At 60.1% G+C, this 15,782-nt stretch carries 14 protein-coding genes; 3 read left to right on the forward strand and 11 right to left on the reverse strand.

The window, feature by feature from the left end; genetic code table 11:
* Positions 1-76 precede the first annotated feature (76 nt).
* The 3 genes from zapE to LJX93_RS22215 all read right to left on the reverse strand — a co-directional run bounded on the left by zapE (position 77) and on the right by LJX93_RS22215 (position 3,306).
* Entirely contained in the window at positions 77-1,171 is a 1,095-nt protein-coding gene (gene zapE, locus LJX93_RS22205; RefSeq protein WP_033702852.1) for a cell division protein ZapE, read from the reverse strand.
* 124 nt (positions 1,172-1,295) lie between these two features.
* A complete protein-coding gene (locus LJX93_RS22210; RefSeq protein ID WP_033702853.1) occupies positions 1,296-2,645 on the reverse strand; it encodes a tryptophan--tRNA ligase in 1,350 nt (449 codons plus the stop codon).
* Positions 2,646-2,670: 25 nt separating this feature from the next.
* Positions 2,671-3,306: an alpha/beta hydrolase gene (locus LJX93_RS22215; protein WP_033702854.1), complete on the reverse strand. Its 636-nt coding sequence runs from the start codon at positions 3,304-3,306 to the stop codon at positions 2,671-2,673.
* 135 nt (positions 3,307-3,441) lie between these two features.
* On the opposite strand from LJX93_RS22215, the gene LJX93_RS22220 reads away from it, so the two are divergent.
* Complete coding sequence (locus LJX93_RS22220) at positions 3,442-3,879, forward strand: YhcB family protein (protein WP_027593992.1); 438 nt, start codon at positions 3,442-3,444, stop codon at positions 3,877-3,879.
* 465 nt (positions 3,880-4,344) lie between these two features.
* On the opposite strand, the gene LJX93_RS22225 is transcribed toward LJX93_RS22220, so the two are convergent.
* The gene (locus LJX93_RS22225; protein WP_033702855.1) at positions 4,345-5,550 is read right to left on the reverse strand and encodes a methionine gamma-lyase; all 1,206 of its coding nucleotides are present in this window, start codon (positions 5,548-5,550) and stop codon (positions 4,345-4,347) included.
* Positions 5,551-5,677: 127 nt separating this feature from the next.
* Here LJX93_RS22225 and LJX93_RS22230 point away from each other — a divergent pair, with 127 nt between their 5' ends.
* Entirely contained in the window at positions 5,678-6,157 is a 480-nt protein-coding gene (locus LJX93_RS22230; protein ID WP_027595326.1) for an Lrp/AsnC family transcriptional regulator, read from the forward strand.
* 1,283 nt (positions 6,158-7,440) lie between these two features.
* On the opposite strand, the gene LJX93_RS22235 is transcribed toward LJX93_RS22230, so the two are convergent.
* The 5 genes from LJX93_RS22235 to LJX93_RS22255 form a co-directional block, all read right to left on the reverse strand.
* Positions 7,441-8,079, reverse strand: coding sequence for a hypothetical protein (locus LJX93_RS22235; protein WP_227696421.1), 639 nt, complete (start codon positions 8,077-8,079; stop codon positions 7,441-7,443).
* A gap of 156 nt (positions 8,080-8,235) precedes the next feature.
* The gene (cysN, locus tag LJX93_RS22240; RefSeq protein ID WP_033702857.1) at positions 8,236-10,137 is read right to left on the reverse strand and encodes a sulfate adenylyltransferase subunit CysN; all 1,902 of its coding nucleotides are present in this window, start codon (positions 10,135-10,137) and stop codon (positions 8,236-8,238) included.
* 53 nt (positions 10,138-10,190) lie between these two features.
* Positions 10,191-10,532, reverse strand: coding sequence for a four helix bundle protein (locus tag LJX93_RS22245; RefSeq protein ID WP_033702858.1), 342 nt, complete (start codon positions 10,530-10,532; stop codon positions 10,191-10,193).
* 103 nt (positions 10,533-10,635) lie between these two features.
* Entirely contained in the window at positions 10,636-11,553 is a 918-nt protein-coding gene (cysD, locus tag LJX93_RS22250; protein WP_003251799.1) for a sulfate adenylyltransferase subunit CysD, read from the reverse strand.
* A gap of 174 nt (positions 11,554-11,727) precedes the next feature.
* The gene (locus tag LJX93_RS22255) at positions 11,728-12,486 is read right to left on the reverse strand and encodes a Nif3-like dinuclear metal center hexameric protein (protein WP_047582657.1); all 759 of its coding nucleotides are present in this window, start codon (positions 12,484-12,486) and stop codon (positions 11,728-11,730) included.
* A gap of 214 nt (positions 12,487-12,700) precedes the next feature.
* Here LJX93_RS22255 and algW point away from each other — a divergent pair, with 214 nt between their 5' ends.
* Positions 12,701-13,861 (forward strand): Do family serine endopeptidase AlgW, encoded by a 1,161-nt coding sequence (gene algW / locus LJX93_RS22260; protein WP_033702860.1) that lies wholly within the window; start codon positions 12,701-12,703, stop codon positions 13,859-13,861.
* A gap of 42 nt (positions 13,862-13,903) precedes the next feature.
* On the opposite strand, the gene LJX93_RS22265 is transcribed toward algW, so the two are convergent.
* Together LJX93_RS22265 and LJX93_RS22270 are read right to left on the reverse strand one after the other, a co-directional pair.
* Entirely contained in the window at positions 13,904-14,668 is a 765-nt protein-coding gene (locus LJX93_RS22265) for an amino acid ABC transporter ATP-binding protein (RefSeq protein WP_033702861.1), read from the reverse strand.
* Positions 14,669-14,678: 10 nt separating this feature from the next.
* Positions 14,679-15,776, reverse strand: a complete 1,098-nt coding sequence (locus LJX93_RS22270; protein ID WP_033702862.1) for an amino acid ABC transporter permease — start codon at positions 15,774-15,776, stop codon at positions 14,679-14,681.
* Between the last annotated feature and the right edge of the window lie 6 nt (positions 15,777-15,782).

Genomic DNA, 15,782 nt, shown 5'->3' on the forward strand with positions numbered 1-15,782 from the left:
CAAGAAAAAGCCAGAGCAACATGCGGTTTGCCCTGGCTTTTTCTTGCCGCTTGAACCTCGAAGCTTGCCGCTGCCTTTAGGGCTTGTGCGCGCGCGACAGGAACTCGTGTGACTGCATTTCCAGCAACCGGCTCAAGGTACGCTGGAACTCGAAGCTCAGCCGGCCACCGGTGTACAGGTCCTTCAGCTCCACCTCGGCCGAGATGATCAGCTTGACGTTACGGTCGTAGAATTCGTCGACCATGTTGATGAACCGACGGGCGATGTCATCGGTGGCAACGCCCATCTGCTCGACATTGCTCAGCAGAACGGCATGGAAGATCTTGCCCAGCTCGATGTAGTCGTTCTGGCTGCGCGGCCCGTCGCACAGGGCACGGAAGTCGAACCAGGCGACGTCGTCGCAGGTGCGCAGGGCATTGATCGGGCGGTTCTCGATCATCAGCACGTCGTTCTCGACGGCCTGGGTGCACTCCGGCGTCAACGCCTTGAAGCTTGCACGCATGCTCTGGTGCGCGGCGTCATCGAGCGGGAAGTGGAACAGTTCGGCCTGCTCCAGGTGACGCAGGCGGTAGTCGACGCCGCTGTCGACGTTCACCACGTCGGTGTACTGCTTGATCATGGCGATGGCCGGCAGGAAGCGCGCACGCTGCAGGCCGTCCTTGTACAGGCCGTCCGGCACGATGTTGGAGGTCGCCACCAAGGACACGCCGTTCTTGAACAGCTCTTCCATCAGGGTGCCGAGGATCATCGCATCGGTAATGTCGGAGACGAAGAATTCGTCGAAGCAGATCACCCTGGCTTCGTCGCTGAAGCGCTTGGCAATGAGGGTCAGCGGGTTCTTCTCGCCCTTGAGGGTTTTCATCTCCTCGTGCACACGCTTCATGAAGCGGTGGAAGTGCGTGCGCATCTTCTGCTTGAACGGCAGCGCCTCGTAGAAGGTGTCGACCAGGTAGGTCTTGCCACGGCCCACGCCGCCCCAGAAGTACAGGCCCTTGACCGGCGTCTGCTCCTTCTTGCCGAACAACTTGCCGAACATGCCCGGCTTGTTGTTCTGCGCCTGGACCAGGTCGTCGTAGAGGCGCTGCAGGTGACGCACCGCAGTCTCCTGCGCCGCATCATGGAAGAAGTCGGGACGTTTCAGATCTGCTTGATATCGTTCTAGGGGCGTCATGATTTCGTTAGCGAGGCAACAAAAAACGGGCCGTCACTGTAGCGACAGACCCGCTTGATGGCAATCATACATACGGCCATTGTCTCTCAGGCCGCATGCTCAACCGCTCCTACAGTGGATAGCTTCAGTCCTGCTGCGGCGCCAGCGCCTCGTGCAGGCTTTGAACGGCAGCATCACGGGCTTCGGCGCTTGCGAACTGCGGCCCGTCGGCAACCTGCTCGCCGTTCAGCCACAGGCTGAAGCCCAGGCCTTCGACACGCACATCGGCCTCGCCGCCTTGCTGCAACTGCTTGCTCACAGCGCCCGCACTCTTGCCGTCGGCGAAGCTGCGCGACAACAGCAGTTGCTCGCCATCGGCGGCCAGCAGGCGGAAGCGGAAGCTGCCGTCCTCATCGCGGAAGCTGACGAAGCGCGCGCTCTTGGCTGCCTTTTTCTTGACTTCGGTGCCGGCCTGCACGCTGCTGCGGAACGAGCGCAGGCCAACGGCCTCGCGCAGTTGCTCGAGGAACGGCGTGGCGGTCTTGCGGGCCTTGGCGGCGCCGGCCAGGAGGATGTCTTCCAGGTCCGAGGGGCGCGAAATCAGTTGGTGGTAGTGATCACGCTTCTCGGCCAGTTGCCCGTCCAGCAGCTGGAACAGGCGCTGCTTGGCTTCACCCCAACCCAGGCCCTGCAGCAGCGCTTCGCGGAACTCGGCGCATTGTGCCGGCGTCGAGAACGCCTGGAACAAGGTGAACAGGTGGGCGTTGTCCGGGTCTTTCGCTTCACCAGGTGCACGCGAGTCGGTGACGATGCGCGAGATGGCGTCTTTCATGTCCTTGGCGCTGGTGAACAACGGGATGGTGTTGTCGTAGCTCTTGGACATCTTGCGACCATCCAGGCCCGGCAGGGTCGCCACGCTCTCCTCGATCACCGCCTCAGGCAGGGCGAAGAAGTCTTTGCCCTGGCCGAACAGGTGGTTGAAGCGCTGGCCGATGTCACGCGCCATTTCCACGTGCTGTATCTGGTCACGGCCAACCGGCACCTTGTGGGCGTTGAACATCAGGATGTCGGCGGCCATCAGCACCGGGTAGCTGTACAGGCCCATGGTCACGCCAGCATCCGGGTCTTCGCCGGTTTCCAGGTTCTTGTCCACCGAGGCCTTGTAGGCATGCGCCCGGTTGAGCAGGCCCTTGGCCGCGACGCAGGTCAGCAGCCAGGTCAACTCGGGGATTTCGGGGATATCGGACTGGCGGTAGAAGGTCACCTTGTCCGGATCGAGGCCACCGGCCAGCCAGGTCGCGGCGATTTCCAGGCGCGAGCGCTGGATGCGCTGCGGGTCGTCGCACTTGATGAGGGCGTGGTAGTCGGCCAGGAAGTAGAACGAATCGGCACCGGGTTGCTGGCTGGCGCGGATCGCCGGGCGGATGGCGCCGGCGTAATTGCCCAGATGCGGGGTGCCGGTGGTGGTGATACCGGTAAGGATGCGCGTGGTCATGGGTGTTCGCTTATTCAGGCTTGGCTCAATTCGAAAGGCGCGGCAGCAGCAGATCCTTCAGATCGGTCAGCTTGCCATGGAAGAAGTGTCCGCATTCTGCCACTTTCAGCAGCTCGTGGGGGCGCGACAGGGCGTCAGACCATTCGTAAACCAACTGCGGATCGACGACTTCGTCGCTGTCAGGCTGTACCAGCGTGATCGGGCAGCGCTGCGGCAGCGGGTATTCACTCGTCAGGCGCATCACCGCCGGGGCGATCATGAACAGATGCTGCAGCTCAACGCCTGCGCTTTCCAGGCGCCCTGCCAGGCCGGTGGCGACAAAGCCACCGAACGAGAAGCCCATCAGCACCATGGGCAGCCCTGGGTGCTTGGCCTGCAGCCAAGCCGCGGCAGCCTCGGCGTCGGCCACCTCGCCAGCGCCCATGTCGTGGCTGCCGGCACTCTGACCCACGCCACGGTAGTTGAAGCGCAGGGTCACGTAACCGGCGTCACGCGCCGTGCGTTGCAGGGTTGAAACCACCTTGTTGAGCATGGTGCCGCCCTGGACCGGGTTGGGGTGGCAGATCAGCACCGCGCCGCGGGCGTCGGCCACATCCAGGTACAAGGCTTCCAACTGGCCGCAAGGGCCGTCGATGAACAAAGGGGTTTCGCGGACAAGCAAGGCACTACTCCGTGACCTCGGGAAGGGTCGATTCGTCTAGGTGAGGAATTCTGTTCTGATTTGCGATCGCTCGCGGTATACAGCGCAGGTCTGAGCCGTTAACGTAAAGCAAAGCCGTTTATAGAGGAAGGACTCGTGGAACTCTCGCTCCTTGTTTGGTTGTTGCCGACCCTGGCCCTGGTCATCGGCGTGGTGGTTGGTTTCGTCGTGGCCCGCCTGCTGCCCAATGCCGCGCCTAGCAGCACGCAACGTCAGCTGGACGACATCCAGCAGCGTTTCGACAGCTACCAGAACGAAGTGGTCACCCACTTCAACAGCACCGCCGTACTGGTCAAGAAACTGACCCAGAGCTACCAGGATGTCCAGGATCACCTGGCCGATGGCGCCAACACCCTGGCCCTCGACGACGTGACCCGCCAACGCCTGCTGGCCGCCCTGCACTCCGAAGCGGCCCAGGGCCCTCGTGACCGGCTTACCCCGCCGAAGGACACGGCCGAAGTGCCACGCGACTACGCGCCAAAAACGCCGAACTCGCCGGGCATGCTCGATGAGAGCTACGGGCTCAAGCGTTGATGCGCTGAAATGAAACAAGGCCTCGCGAGAGGCCTTTTTCTTGTATCCATTTTTTGGAACAACGATGAAAAAACCTGACGAGGCAGTAATGCTGTTCACTTAAGTTCGCCGGGGGCCGCTCTGCGGCCCTTTCGCGGCACAAGGCCGCGCCTACAGTATCCGCGTGAGCCCCGTGAATATTGGCTTACGCGGACGCTGTAGGAGCGGCCTTGTGCCGCGATGGGCTGCGCAGCAGCCCTAAGTGAACAGCATTTTGCCGAGGCAGGTTTTTTCATTTCTGCTCAAGGCTTGCGCCACGGCTGACCGTCCTCATCGTCGTCACCACCGCCACGGCGAATGTCCAGCCTGTAGTGCACTGTTGTCTTCATGGAGATACTCCTTCAAAGATGCGCTGGCCAGATGACCAACGCAGTGAGGATGCTCTTGAGCTAAAGACCAAGGCACAGGGCACAGCTTCCGCCGCCCTCATGCCGCCTGGGTACAGACACGAAGCGCCTGCTCGACATCAGCGATCAGGTCTTCTATATCCTCCAACCCTACCGACAACCGCACCAACCCTTCCGAAATGCCATGGTGCGCACGCTCCTTCGGCGTATAGCTGGAATGGGTCATGCTCGCCGGGTGCTGTGCCAACGACTCGGCATCGCCCAGGCTCACCGCCCGCGCGAACAGCTGCAAGGCATTCATGAACCGCCGCCCCGCTTCGATCCCGCCCTTGAGCTCGAACGCAATCATGCCGCCCGGCAGGCGCATCTGGCGCTGGGCCAGCGCGTGCTGGGCAAACGATGGCAGCCCTGGGTAGTGAATAAGCTCGACCTGCGGCTGGCTCGCGATAAACTCCGCCACTTGCTGGGCGTTGGCGCAATGGCGGTCCATGCGCAGGGCCAGGGTCTTGATCCCGCGCATCAACAGCGACGCATCGTGCGGCGACAGCACTGCACCGGTCATGTCTTTCAGCCCTTCCAGGCGTATCCGGTCGATCAGTGCCTTGCGCCCGACCACCAGGCCGGCAGTGATATCCCCATGGCCGCTGAGGTACTTGGTCGCCGAATGCACCACCAGGTCGGCGCCCATTTCCAGCGGCCGCTGCAAATAAGGGGTGCAGTAAGTGTTGTCGACCACGATATGCAAGTCATGCCCGCGCGCAGCATCGGCCACCGCTGCGATATCGACCAGTTGCATGTTGGGGTTGGCCGGGGTTTCGAAGTAGATCATCCGTGTTTTGCTGGTAATTGCCGCCTTGAGTGCCTTGATATCGTTGAGGTCGACGTGATGGATCTTCACCCCGAACTCGCCGATGCCATGGTGCAGGAAGGCGAACGTACAGCCATACAGCGTACGCCCGACGATCAGCTCATCGCCCGGCCGTAGCAGGGTCCATATCGTCGAAGTGATGGCCCCCATGCCCGACGCCAACGCCAGCCCCGCCTCGCCCCCCTCCAGTGATGCCATGCGCTGTTCCAGCAAAGCCAGCGTCGGGTTGGAGATGCGGCTGTAGAAGTGCCCCGCCTCTTCCCCGGCAAAGCAGGCAGCGCCGTATTCGACGGTGGGGAAGGCATAGGTGGCGGTCTGGTACACCGGCGGCACCAATGCGCCACCGTGTGACTGCGGGTCATAGCCATGGTGGATGGCCCGCGTGGAAAAACCGGTGTTGTTATGGGAGTCGCGCATGGCAACAGCCTCTTGTGGTTTGTTATAAGCTTATGCCACCGAGCTGCCTGAATTTTTCCAAAATTGCCCACGCAAACGCGCACTTTTTGGAACAAAAACAACAATTATCCGATCAGGAGGGCAAAACATGCCTTCGAGCCTCGACCGCACCGACCGCGCCCTGCTTGCCGCCCTGCAGGACAACGCCCGCCTAACCGTTTCCGAACTTGCCGACCAGGTGGCGCTGACCACCTCGCCCTGTTGGCGGCGGGTCAAGCTGCTGGAAGATAACGGTTACATCACCGGGTATCAGGCCATTCTTTCCCCCAAGTCGCTGGGGTTTGGGGTGACCGCCTTTGTCAGCATCATGATGGATTCGCATACCAAGGACATGGCGCTGGCGTTTGAAAAACGGTTGATGGAGATACCAGAGATTGTGGCGTGCCATAACATTTCGGGACGGTATGACTTCCTGCTGGAAATACTGGCGCGGGACCTTGAGTCGTTTGGGGAATTTACCCGGGAAGTGCTGCAACGGCTGCCGGGGGTGAAGGAGATCTATTCGAGCTTTTCTTATAAAGCGGTGAAGGAAAGACGGGTTATTCCAGTCTCAGAAAAACACATATAAGTTGGACTAGGCCGTTGTTCATCCAAATAACAAGGATTGCGTATTACTCGTAAGAAGATCGGGCGAAGGCGACAAAGTTTCCTGCCTTCGGTTTTTAGATAAACTGTCCCGCCTGCATGGCTTGATTAGGAGGGCGCAATACCCCACCCGAACCAAGGAACGGCTGATAGCTTATTTTTCGATACTTACCCCTTCCCATTACACACATCAGGTCTATTGACACACATGGCCCGCTTATTAAGCGATCCACGACCATGATGGCTATATAACGAGCACAATAACACGTAGAACTGCTCCCCCACTAAAGCTGGAAAAAATCCCTACAAACTAAAGCGAAATCCCCTTCACCTATTAGCCCAGATCAATCTTGAAAAACCAGCCATAATTCAAGCTCAGAAAGACATCCACGAGGACCCAAAAAGACCAGCCCATACTGAAACACTTAATTTCCCCACCAAAATAACAACTTTCGCGCACGCAAATATACGCCATGAAAAAGCTAGCCATCATAATTCTAATTGTTCTTAACGGATGCACCCACGAGATGCCTATATTATTCCCTGACAAACAAGACATCCATTTCAAATGCGATATGGACCCGTACAAGCAGGGTTGCGAGCGCCAGATGGATTACCAAGAGCACTTTCGATGGATGAATAACATAAAAAAGAAAAACAGCCAGGATGATGACTTGGAGCACGCACCCTAAAAGAGTGGCGCGCCGCCAACGATAAACCAGGATTTAAAGCAGCGTGAATATAATACCCTACTCCTGCGGGGTGTTACTTCTTATAACCCATTATAGACGAAGCTCAGCAGGTGGCCACGCACTGCCTATGTCGCCGACCAACAAGCATTCAGCCAGATTAACTTTGGCCTTCACCCTCTTGCCCCCCAAACGGCATATGAAGCGTATAAATGCCCCCAACATTTACGATTACAGAAATCTCCTACAGCTCAACAGAAAAGCGGCTAAAACACTCGCAGATCCCCAATGGAAAAAGTTGCGCTAGGATAAAAACCGAAAAAACAGCCAGGCATGCATGTACCAAAGCGGGGTTGATGGGCTGCTTTATCAGTCAGCGGTTTATACCGTCACCGGCTCCATGCAGGGGTGCAATCTCGTCTTGAACACAGGTCGCTCAACCCAGGTGGAAGCACTGAGCTATCAACCTCTCATGCAGGCGCTGCTGTCTAACGGTGAAACGGCCGTTGAATTCCTGGACAGCCTAGGTGTAGTGCTGGAGTAAACGTACAAGAAGCCTTGTAGACAGCCCCGGCTTTCACTGCCCCGCCGTCAAGGCATTCACATAGTCACGCGTGATGACCCTCAGGGCCACACTGTCATCCAACAATTCGAACCGTGGCACTTCATTGCTTGGCTCCCCTGGGTCTGAGTAATCCATTTTGCCGACCAGGTGCTGAACCAGAAAATTCATGGCTTCAAGGTCGGCAGGGTCTACCTCTAGCGCTTTGATCAGCCTTGCAACAACTGCCCGTGGCTTGTTATTGGCAAACTGAAACGATGGGTAGAATTTTCTGCGGTTACCGGAATTTGTGTACGCAAGCAGATTTCCAGCTTTTGTCTTCTGGCTCAGTGCCTGCTTTGTAATGCCCAGTATTTCGCAGGCCGCCTTGGCGTCCAGTAACTCGCAACGACCGTCGACCCGCTCGAACGCACGCGCGTTCATCCTGGACACGGCTTCCTGGTTGCGCGTTGCGATACTGCGTTTAGTCTCAACCTCTACCTTGGCAAGCGCCGCGAATGCTTTTTCGTCCGTAAGGGCCACAGCTTTCAGCACCACCGCTTCCGAAGCACGAGCAAGGTGCTCCTCAAAGCGCTCACGCAATGCGGCCTTCGCAGCTTCGATACGACCGATTTCCGGATGGAGTACTTCATGTGTGGTTGTCCCCTGTGCCAACAGACTAGACCGGCCCTTGAAGAGCTATCAACTTGTCAACTTGTCAACTTGTCAACTTGTCTATCCGTCAAGTCGCTAACTGATCGCCGTGCGTGTGCTTTAATCACAGCCATAAAAAAACCCGCCGAAGCGGGTTTTTTCATGCAGCTTCAGCGCTTAGATCGCGCCGCGCTGACGCAGCACATCCAGCACCTGCTTCACGCCTTCATCGACGCTGGTAGCCTGGGTATCAATCACCAGGTCAGCATCCAGCGGTACATCGAACGGGAAGCTCTCGCCCGGGATGTTGTCGCCACCGGCCGCATACAGGCCCTGCGGGTCGCGCTCGCGGCAGGCGATAGGCGAGGCCTGGACGTAAACGGTCACCAGGCGCTCCTTGCCGATCAGCGCCTTGGCCTGTTCGCGGCCTTCGGCATCCGGGGCAACGAACGCAGCCAGGGTCAGCATGCCGGCTTCGTTGAACTGGCGCGCCACATGGGCGGCACGGCGCCAGTTTTCGGTACGGCCGGCGCGGTCCTGTGGCAGGCCCTTGTTCAGGTCGTGGCGCAGGTTCTGGCCATCGAGCACGTAAACAGCACGGCCCATGTCGAACAGCTTGCGCTCCACGGCATAAGCCAAGGTGCTCTTGCCAGCGCCGGACAAGCCGCTGAACAGCACGGTGGCCGGCTGCTGGCCGAAGCGCAGGGCGCGCTCTTCGGTGGAAACGTGGGCCTGCTTGCCGTGCTGGCCGGTGCTGCCGTGTGGCAGTACTGGCGGCGCGATGATCATGCCGGCGCCGACGGTGCCGTTGGTCAGGCGGTCGATGACGATGAACGCACCGGTGGTGCGGTTGCTGTCATAGCCGTCCAGCGCGATGGCGCTGTCCAGGGACACCTTGACCCGACCGATCTCGTTCAGTTGCAGCGCACTGGCAGCGTCTTTTTCGAGGGTGTTCACATCGACCTTGTGGGTGATGCTGGCGATCGAGCCCGGCACATAGCTGGTGGCGCGCTTGATGTCGTATTTCTTGCCCGGGAGCATCGGCTCTTCAGCCATCCACACCAGCATCGCGTCAAATTGGTCGGTTACCGGCGGCACATTGTCGGCATGCACCAGCAGGTCGCCACGGGAGATGTCGATCTCGTCTTCCATGGTCAGGGTCACGGCCTGGCCTGGGCCGGCGTTTTCCAGCTCACCTTCGTAGGTGACGATGGACTTGACCCGGCTGCTCTTGCCCGACGGCAGCACGACAATTTCATCACCCTTGTGCACCACGCCGCTGGCGAGGGTGCCGGCGAAACCGCGGAAGTTCAGGTTAGGGCGGTTGACGTACTGCACCGGGAAGCGCAAGTCGGTGAAGTTGCGGTCGGCCGCCACTTCCACGGTCTCGAGGATTTCCATCAGCGCAGGGCCGGTGTACCACGGCGAACGCTCGCTGCGGTTGACCACGTTGTCGCCCTTGAGCGCCGACATCGGCACGAAGTGCAGGCTGCTCGGCGTCAGGTTGATAGCATCGGCGAACTTCAGGTAGTCGGCCTTGATTTCTTCGAAGACGCCCTCGTCGAAACCTTTGAGGTCCATCTTGTTGACCGCGACGACGATGTGCTTGATGCCCAGCAACGAGGCGATGTAGCTGTGGCGACGGGTCTGGGTCTGCACGCCATAGCGGGCATCGACCAGGATGATCGCCAGGTCACAGGTGGACGCACCGGTGGCCATGTTACGGGTGTACTGCTCGTGGCCCGGGGTGTCGGCAATGATGAACTTGCGCTTGGCGGTGGAGAAGTAGCGGTAGGCGACATCGATGGTGATGCCCTGCTCGCGCTCGGCCTGCAGGCCGTCGACCAGCAGCGCCAGGTCGACTTCTTCGCCGGTGGTGCCGGACTTCTTCGAATCACGGGTGATGGCTTCGAGGTGGTCCTCGTAGATCATCTTCGAGTCGTGCAGCAGGCGCCCGATCAGGGTGCTCTTGCCGTCGTCGACGTTGCCGCAGGTCAGGAAACGCAGCAGTTCCTTGCGCTCGTGCTGGGCCAGGTAGGCGAGGATGTCCTCGCTGATCAGATCAGATTGGTGACTCATTGCATTCAAGCTCCAAGCTGTAAGCTTCAAGCAGCAAGCTTGTCGGCGTACAGCTAGTTAGAAATTTTGTTGATCAACCCTGCAAGCATTCTGGAGAGCTCACGGGTTTCAGTAATCCAGTCGTTGGCCAATTCAGAAGGCAAGTAACCCATTTCACCGGCAATTATCAGTTGAGCCCGCAACTCTGCGCAGGACGCCTTCGCCACGCTTAGGAACCACGTCTTCTCCCGCGGCCCTCTGCGCTCCATCCCTTCGGCAATGTTGGAAGGGACTGAAACCGCTGCACGGGTGATGTGAGATCTGAATCCAAAATCCCGGCAGTCGGCAAATGCCTGATACATCACAACGGCTAAATTTTTACTTCTCTGCCAAACCAGCAACTTCTCAAAATCCACTGCAGACACTCCCTGTGCGCCCGCAGTGCAGGCGGCAGTCCACAAAAATCAGAAGCTACTCGTTCTGCTTCTGTCTTGCAGCTTGCCGCTTGTAACTTGAAGCTTAGAAATAGCCTTGGCGTTTCTTGTCTTCCATGGAGCCGGCGCCATCGTGGTCGATGACACGGCCCTGGCGTTCGGACGTACGGGTCAGGAGCATTTCCTGAATGATGTCCGTCAGGGTCTCGGCTTCCGACTCGACAGCGCCCGTCAACGGGTAGCAACCGAGGGTACGGAAACGCACCTTCTTCTTGACGATGCGGGCTTTCTCTTCCTCGGAGAGGTGCTCGAGAATGCGCTCGTCGTCGATCATGATCAGGGTGCCATTCTTCTCGATCACTTCACGCTCGGCGGCGAAGTACAGCGGCACGATCGGGATGCCTTCGAGGTAGATGTACTGCCAGATGTCCAGCTCGGTCCAGTTCGACAGCGGGAAGACGCGGATCGACTCGCCCTTGTTGACCTTGCCGTTGTACACGTTCCACAGCTCGGGGCGCTGGTTTTTCGGGTCCCAGCGGTGCTTGCTGTCACGGAACGAGTAGACGCGCTCCTTGGCCCGGGACTTTTCTTCGTCACGGCGGGCACCACCGAAGGCGGCGTCGAAACCATGCTTGTCCAGCGCCTGCTTGAGGCCTTGGGTTTTCATGATGTCGGTGTGCTTGGAGCTGCCATGGGTGAAGGGGTTGATGCCCTGCGCCACACCCTCGGGGTTGACGTGGGTGATCAGTTCCAGGCCCATTTCCTCGACCATCTTGTCGCGGAAGCTGTACATCTCCTGGAATTTCCACTGGGTGTCGACGTGCATCACCGGGAACGGCAGCTTGCCCGGGAAGAAGGCCTTGCGCGCCAGGTGCAGCATCACGGCGGAATCCTTGCCGATCGAGTACAGCATCACCGGGTTGTCGAACTCGGCGGCCACCTCGCGGATGATGTGGATGCTCTCCGCCTCCAGCTGTTTCAAGTGCGTCAGTTTGTCGACCATGGCTACTCACGAAAAACGATCTTATGGACGGCCTGCGGGCCGTGTTCGAGCGAGCCACTTTATCACAGCGGCTGCTTCTATTTAGGAGGCGGGCTAGATCGAAACAATCTAACGATATGACTGGGGGTTTGGGGGAAATGGGGCCGCTTTGCGGCCCTTCGCGGGCAAGACCGCTTAGATAGGGTTGGGGCAATCGATGAACAGGTGTTCTACGGCAAACCGCCGTGCCAGGTAATCGCCGAGTGCCTGTACGCCATAGCGCTCAGTGGCATGGTGCCCGGCGGCAATGAAGCTGATGCCGTTTTCGCGGGCACTGTGGTAGGTCTGCTCCGACGCTTCGCCACTGATGAACAGGTCGACACCGGCGGCAATCGCGGTATCGATATAGCCCTGCCCGCCCCCCGTGCACCAACCGACCCGGCGAATCATCTGCTCGCCTTCGACCAGCAACGGCTCGCGCCCCATCACCTCTTGCACCCGTCGGGCAAAATCGCGCGCCGTGATCGGTTCGGCCAGCGAACCGACCAACCCGACCACTTTTGGGTTTTCAGGGTCCAGTGGCCCCTCCACGGTAATGTCCAGCTGGCGCGCCAACTGCACGTTGTTGCCCACCTCCGGGTGCACGTCCAGCGGCAGGTGAAACGCCAGCAGGCTGATGTCGTGCTTGAGCAGGGTCTTCAGGCGCCGCTGCTTGATACCCGTGATGCAAGGGTTCTCGCCCTTCCAGAAGTAACCATGGTGAACCAGCACCAAGTCAGCCTCGGCCTCGACGGCGGCATCCAGCAACGCCTGGCTGGCTGTGACGCCGCTGACGATGCGGCTGACCTGCGGGCGGCCCTCGACCTGCAGCCCGTTGGGGCAATAATCCTGGATCTTCGCGCTGCCCAGGTAGCGCTCGGCTTCCTCGACCAGGGTGTTCAGAGCGACGGCCATGAAAATCTCCTCGAAATCTGCGTTTTTGCCGGGTTCAACACCCGTATACTGGCCGCCATTATGAGCCGTCGCCGGCCTTGGGGAAACCGGCGGCAGCCGCATGAGGGCGGGCCAGACAAGCCATCGCCGATCAGCGGTTTCAGGTGTATGATCGCGCGCGCTCGCGCCCCGTGGCGCGGCTACTTGGCTCCCGCCCTACTCCCAGGATTCGTTCATGTTCAAGGCTCTGCGTTACTTTGGCTGGCCCCTGCTCACCGGTGTGCTGATCGCCATGCTGATCATCCAGCGCTTCCCGCAATGGGTCGGCCTGCCAAGCCAGGACGTCAACCTGCAGCAGGCACCGCAAACCTCGCGGATCATGCAGGGCCCGGTGTCGTACGCCGACGCCGTGACCCTGGCCGCGCCGGCGGTGGTCAACCTGTACACCACCAAGGTGGTGAACAAGAGCGCCCACCCGCTGTTCGAAGACCCGCAGTTCCGCCGTTTCTTCGGCGACAACCTGCCCAAGCAGAAGCGCTGGGAATCGAGCCTGGGTTCGGCGGTGATCATGAGCCCCGAGGGCTACCTGCTGACCAACAACCACGTCACCAGTGGCGCCGACCAGATCGTGGTGGCGCTCAAGGATGGCCGCGAGACCTTGGCCCGGGTGATCGGCAGCGACCCGGAAACCGACCTTGCGGTGCTGAAGATCGACCTCAAAAGCCTGCCGGCCATCACTATCGGCCGCTCCGACAACATCCACATCGGCGACGTGTCGCTGGCCATCGGCAACCCCTTTGGCGTCGGCCAGACCGTGACCATGGGTATCATCAGCGCCACCGGCCGCAACCAGCTGGGCCTGAACAACTACGAAGACTTCATCCAGACCGACGCGGCGATCAACCCCGGCAACTCCGGTGGCGCACTGGTCGATGCCAACGGCAACCTGATCGGCATCAACACGGCCATTTTCTCCAAGTCCGGTGGCTCCCAGGGCATCGGCTTCGCCATCCCGGTGAAACTAGCATTGGAGGTGATGAAGTCGATCGTCGAGCACGGCCAGGTGATTCGTGGCTGGCTGGGCATCGAAGTGCAGCCGCTGAGCCAGGAGCTGGCCGAATCGTTCGGCATGCAGGACCGGCCGGGTATTGTCGTGGCGGGGATCTTCCGCGAAGGGCCGGCGCAAAAAGCCGGTTTGCAGTTGGGTGACGTGATCATGAGCATCAACGGCGAGCCGGCCGGTGACGGGCGCAAGTCGATGAACCAGGTGGCGCGGATCAAGCCCAATGAGAAGATCACCATCGAGGTGATGCGCAACGGGCAGCAACTGAAGCTGATTGCCGAGGTGGGGCTGCGGCCGCCGCCTGCGCCGGCTGCCAATCCGGAAGAGAAGTAAAGCTGCATGGAGCCGCCCCGGTGGGGCGGCCCCCTGGTTTCATCAATGCAGGATCTGGCTCAGGAACAACTTGGTCCGGTCACTGCGCGGCCGGTCGAAGAACTCATCCGGGGCCGCCTGCTCCACGATTTCCCCCTTGTCCATGAAGATCACCCGGTTCGCCACGGTGCGGGCAAAGCCCATCTCGTGGGTCACGCACAGCATGGTCATGCCATCCTCGGCCAGGCCCACCATGGTATCGAGCACTTCCTTGACCATCTCCGGGTCCAGCGCCGAAGTCGGCTCGTCGAACAGCATGATCTTCGGCTTCATGCACAGCGCCCGGGCAATCGCCACGCGCTGCTGCTGCCCGCCAGACAACTGCCCCGGGTACTTGTGCGCCTGCTCCGGAATACGCACCCGCTCCAGATAATGCATGGCGATTTCCTCGGCCTTGCGCCGTGGCATCTTGCGCACCCACATCGGCGCCAGCGTGCAGTTCTCCAGGATGCTCAGGTGCGGGAACAGGTTGAAGTGCTGGAACACCATGCCCACCTCACGGCGGATCGCCTCGATCTGCTTGAGGTCGTTGGTCAGCTCGACGCCATCGACGACGATGCGCCCCTGCTGATGTTCCTCCAGGCGGTTGAGGCAACGAATGGTCGTCGACTTGCCCGACCCGGACGGCCCGCACAGAACGATGCGCTCGCCTTGGCGCACATTCAGGTTGATGTCCTTGAGCACGTGGAACTGGCCGTACCATTTGTTCACACCCTGCATCTGGATGATGCCTTCGGGGCCAGCAGGCTGCTTGATCGCTTCACTCATTTCGAAACTCCTAACGCTTGTGGCCAGTGTCCAGCTTGCGCTCCAGATGCATGGAGTAGCGGGACATACCGAAACAGAAAATCCAGAACACCAGGGCGGCAAACACATAACCCTCGGTCGCCATGCCCAGCCAGGCCGGGTCGGCTGCGGCCTGCTTGACGCTGTTGAGCAGGTCGAACAGGCCGATGATGATCACCAGGCTGGTGTCCTTGAACAGGGCGATGAAGGTGTTGACGATGCCGGGGATCACCAGCTTCAGCGCCTGGGGCAAAATCACCAGCCCCATCGCACGCCAGTAGCCCAGGCCCATGGCCGCAGCCGCTTCGTATTGCCCCTTGGGGATGGCCTGCAGGCCGCCACGCACCACCTCGGCGATGTACGCCGACTGGAACAGGATCACGCCGATCATCGCCCGCAGCAGCTTGTCGAAGCTCATGCCCTCAGGCAGGAACAGCGGCAGCATCACCGACGACATGAACAGCACGGTGATCAACGGTACGCCACGCCAGAACTCGATGAAGGTCACGCACACCACCTTCACCGCCGGCATCCTGGAGCGCCGCCCCAATGCCAGCAAAATGCCCAGCGGCAACGCACCGACGATACCCACCGTGGCGATCACCAAGGTCAGCATCAGCCCGCCCCACTGGCTGGTCGGCACGCTTTCCAGGCCCAGGTAGCCGCCATGCAGCAGCGTGTAGGCAAGGACCGGGTACAGCACCAGGAAGCCCAGGCCATACACGGCCTTGCGCGGGAAGCGCTTGATGAACAGCGGCGCGGCGCCAAGTACCGCCAGCCACACGGTCAGGTCTACGCGCCAGCGCAGTTCCGCCGGGTAGTAGCCGTACATGAACTGGCCGAAGCGCTGCTGGATGAACACCCAGCAGGCGCCCTCCTTGGTGCAATCGGCGCGGGTGGTGCCGACCCAGTTGGCGTCGATCAACGCCCACTGCACCAGCGGCGGCACGATCAGCCACACCAGGTACACGGCGAACAACGTCAGCAGGGTGTTGAGCCAGCTGGAGAACAGGTTGGCCCGCATCCATGCGAGCACGCCGACGGTTTTTACCGGTGGCGGCATGTCAGGTTTGAAAACATGAGCATTCACGGGCGT

This window comes from Pseudomonas sp. HN2-3, assembly GCF_020691745.1.
Taxonomy (GTDB): domain Bacteria; phylum Pseudomonadota; class Gammaproteobacteria; order Pseudomonadales; family Pseudomonadaceae; genus Aquipseudomonas; species Aquipseudomonas capeferrum.

What these genes read in the sequence shown, in the direction of transcription:
- zapE (WP_033702852.1), bottom strand. Translation starts at nt 1,171, where the DNA reads ATGACGCCCCTAGAACGATATCAAGCAGATCTGAAACGTCCCGACTTC.
- LJX93_RS22210 (WP_033702853.1), bottom strand. Translation starts at nt 2,645, where the DNA reads ATGACCACGCGCATCCTTACCGGTATCACCACCACCGGCACCCCGCAT.
- LJX93_RS22225 (WP_033702855.1), bottom strand. Translation starts at nt 5,550, where the DNA reads ATGCGCGACTCCCATAACAACACCGGTTTTTCCACGCGGGCCATCCAC.
- LJX93_RS22230 (WP_027595326.1), top strand. Translation starts at nt 5,678, where the DNA reads ATGCCTTCGAGCCTCGACCGCACCGACCGCGCCCTGCTTGCCGCCCTG.
- cysN (WP_033702857.1), bottom strand. Translation starts at nt 10,137, where the DNA reads ATGAGTCACCAATCTGATCTGATCAGCGAGGACATCCTCGCCTACCTG.
- cysD (WP_003251799.1), bottom strand. Translation starts at nt 11,553, where the DNA reads ATGGTCGACAAACTGACGCACTTGAAACAGCTGGAGGCGGAGAGCATC.
- LJX93_RS22255 (WP_047582657.1), bottom strand. Translation starts at nt 12,486, where the DNA reads ATGGCCGTCGCTCTGAACACCCTGGTCGAGGAAGCCGAGCGCTACCTG.
- algW (WP_033702860.1), top strand. Translation starts at nt 12,701, where the DNA reads ATGTTCAAGGCTCTGCGTTACTTTGGCTGGCCCCTGCTCACCGGTGTG.
- LJX93_RS22265 (WP_033702861.1), bottom strand. Translation starts at nt 14,668, where the DNA reads ATGAGTGAAGCGATCAAGCAGCCTGCTGGCCCCGAAGGCATCATCCAG.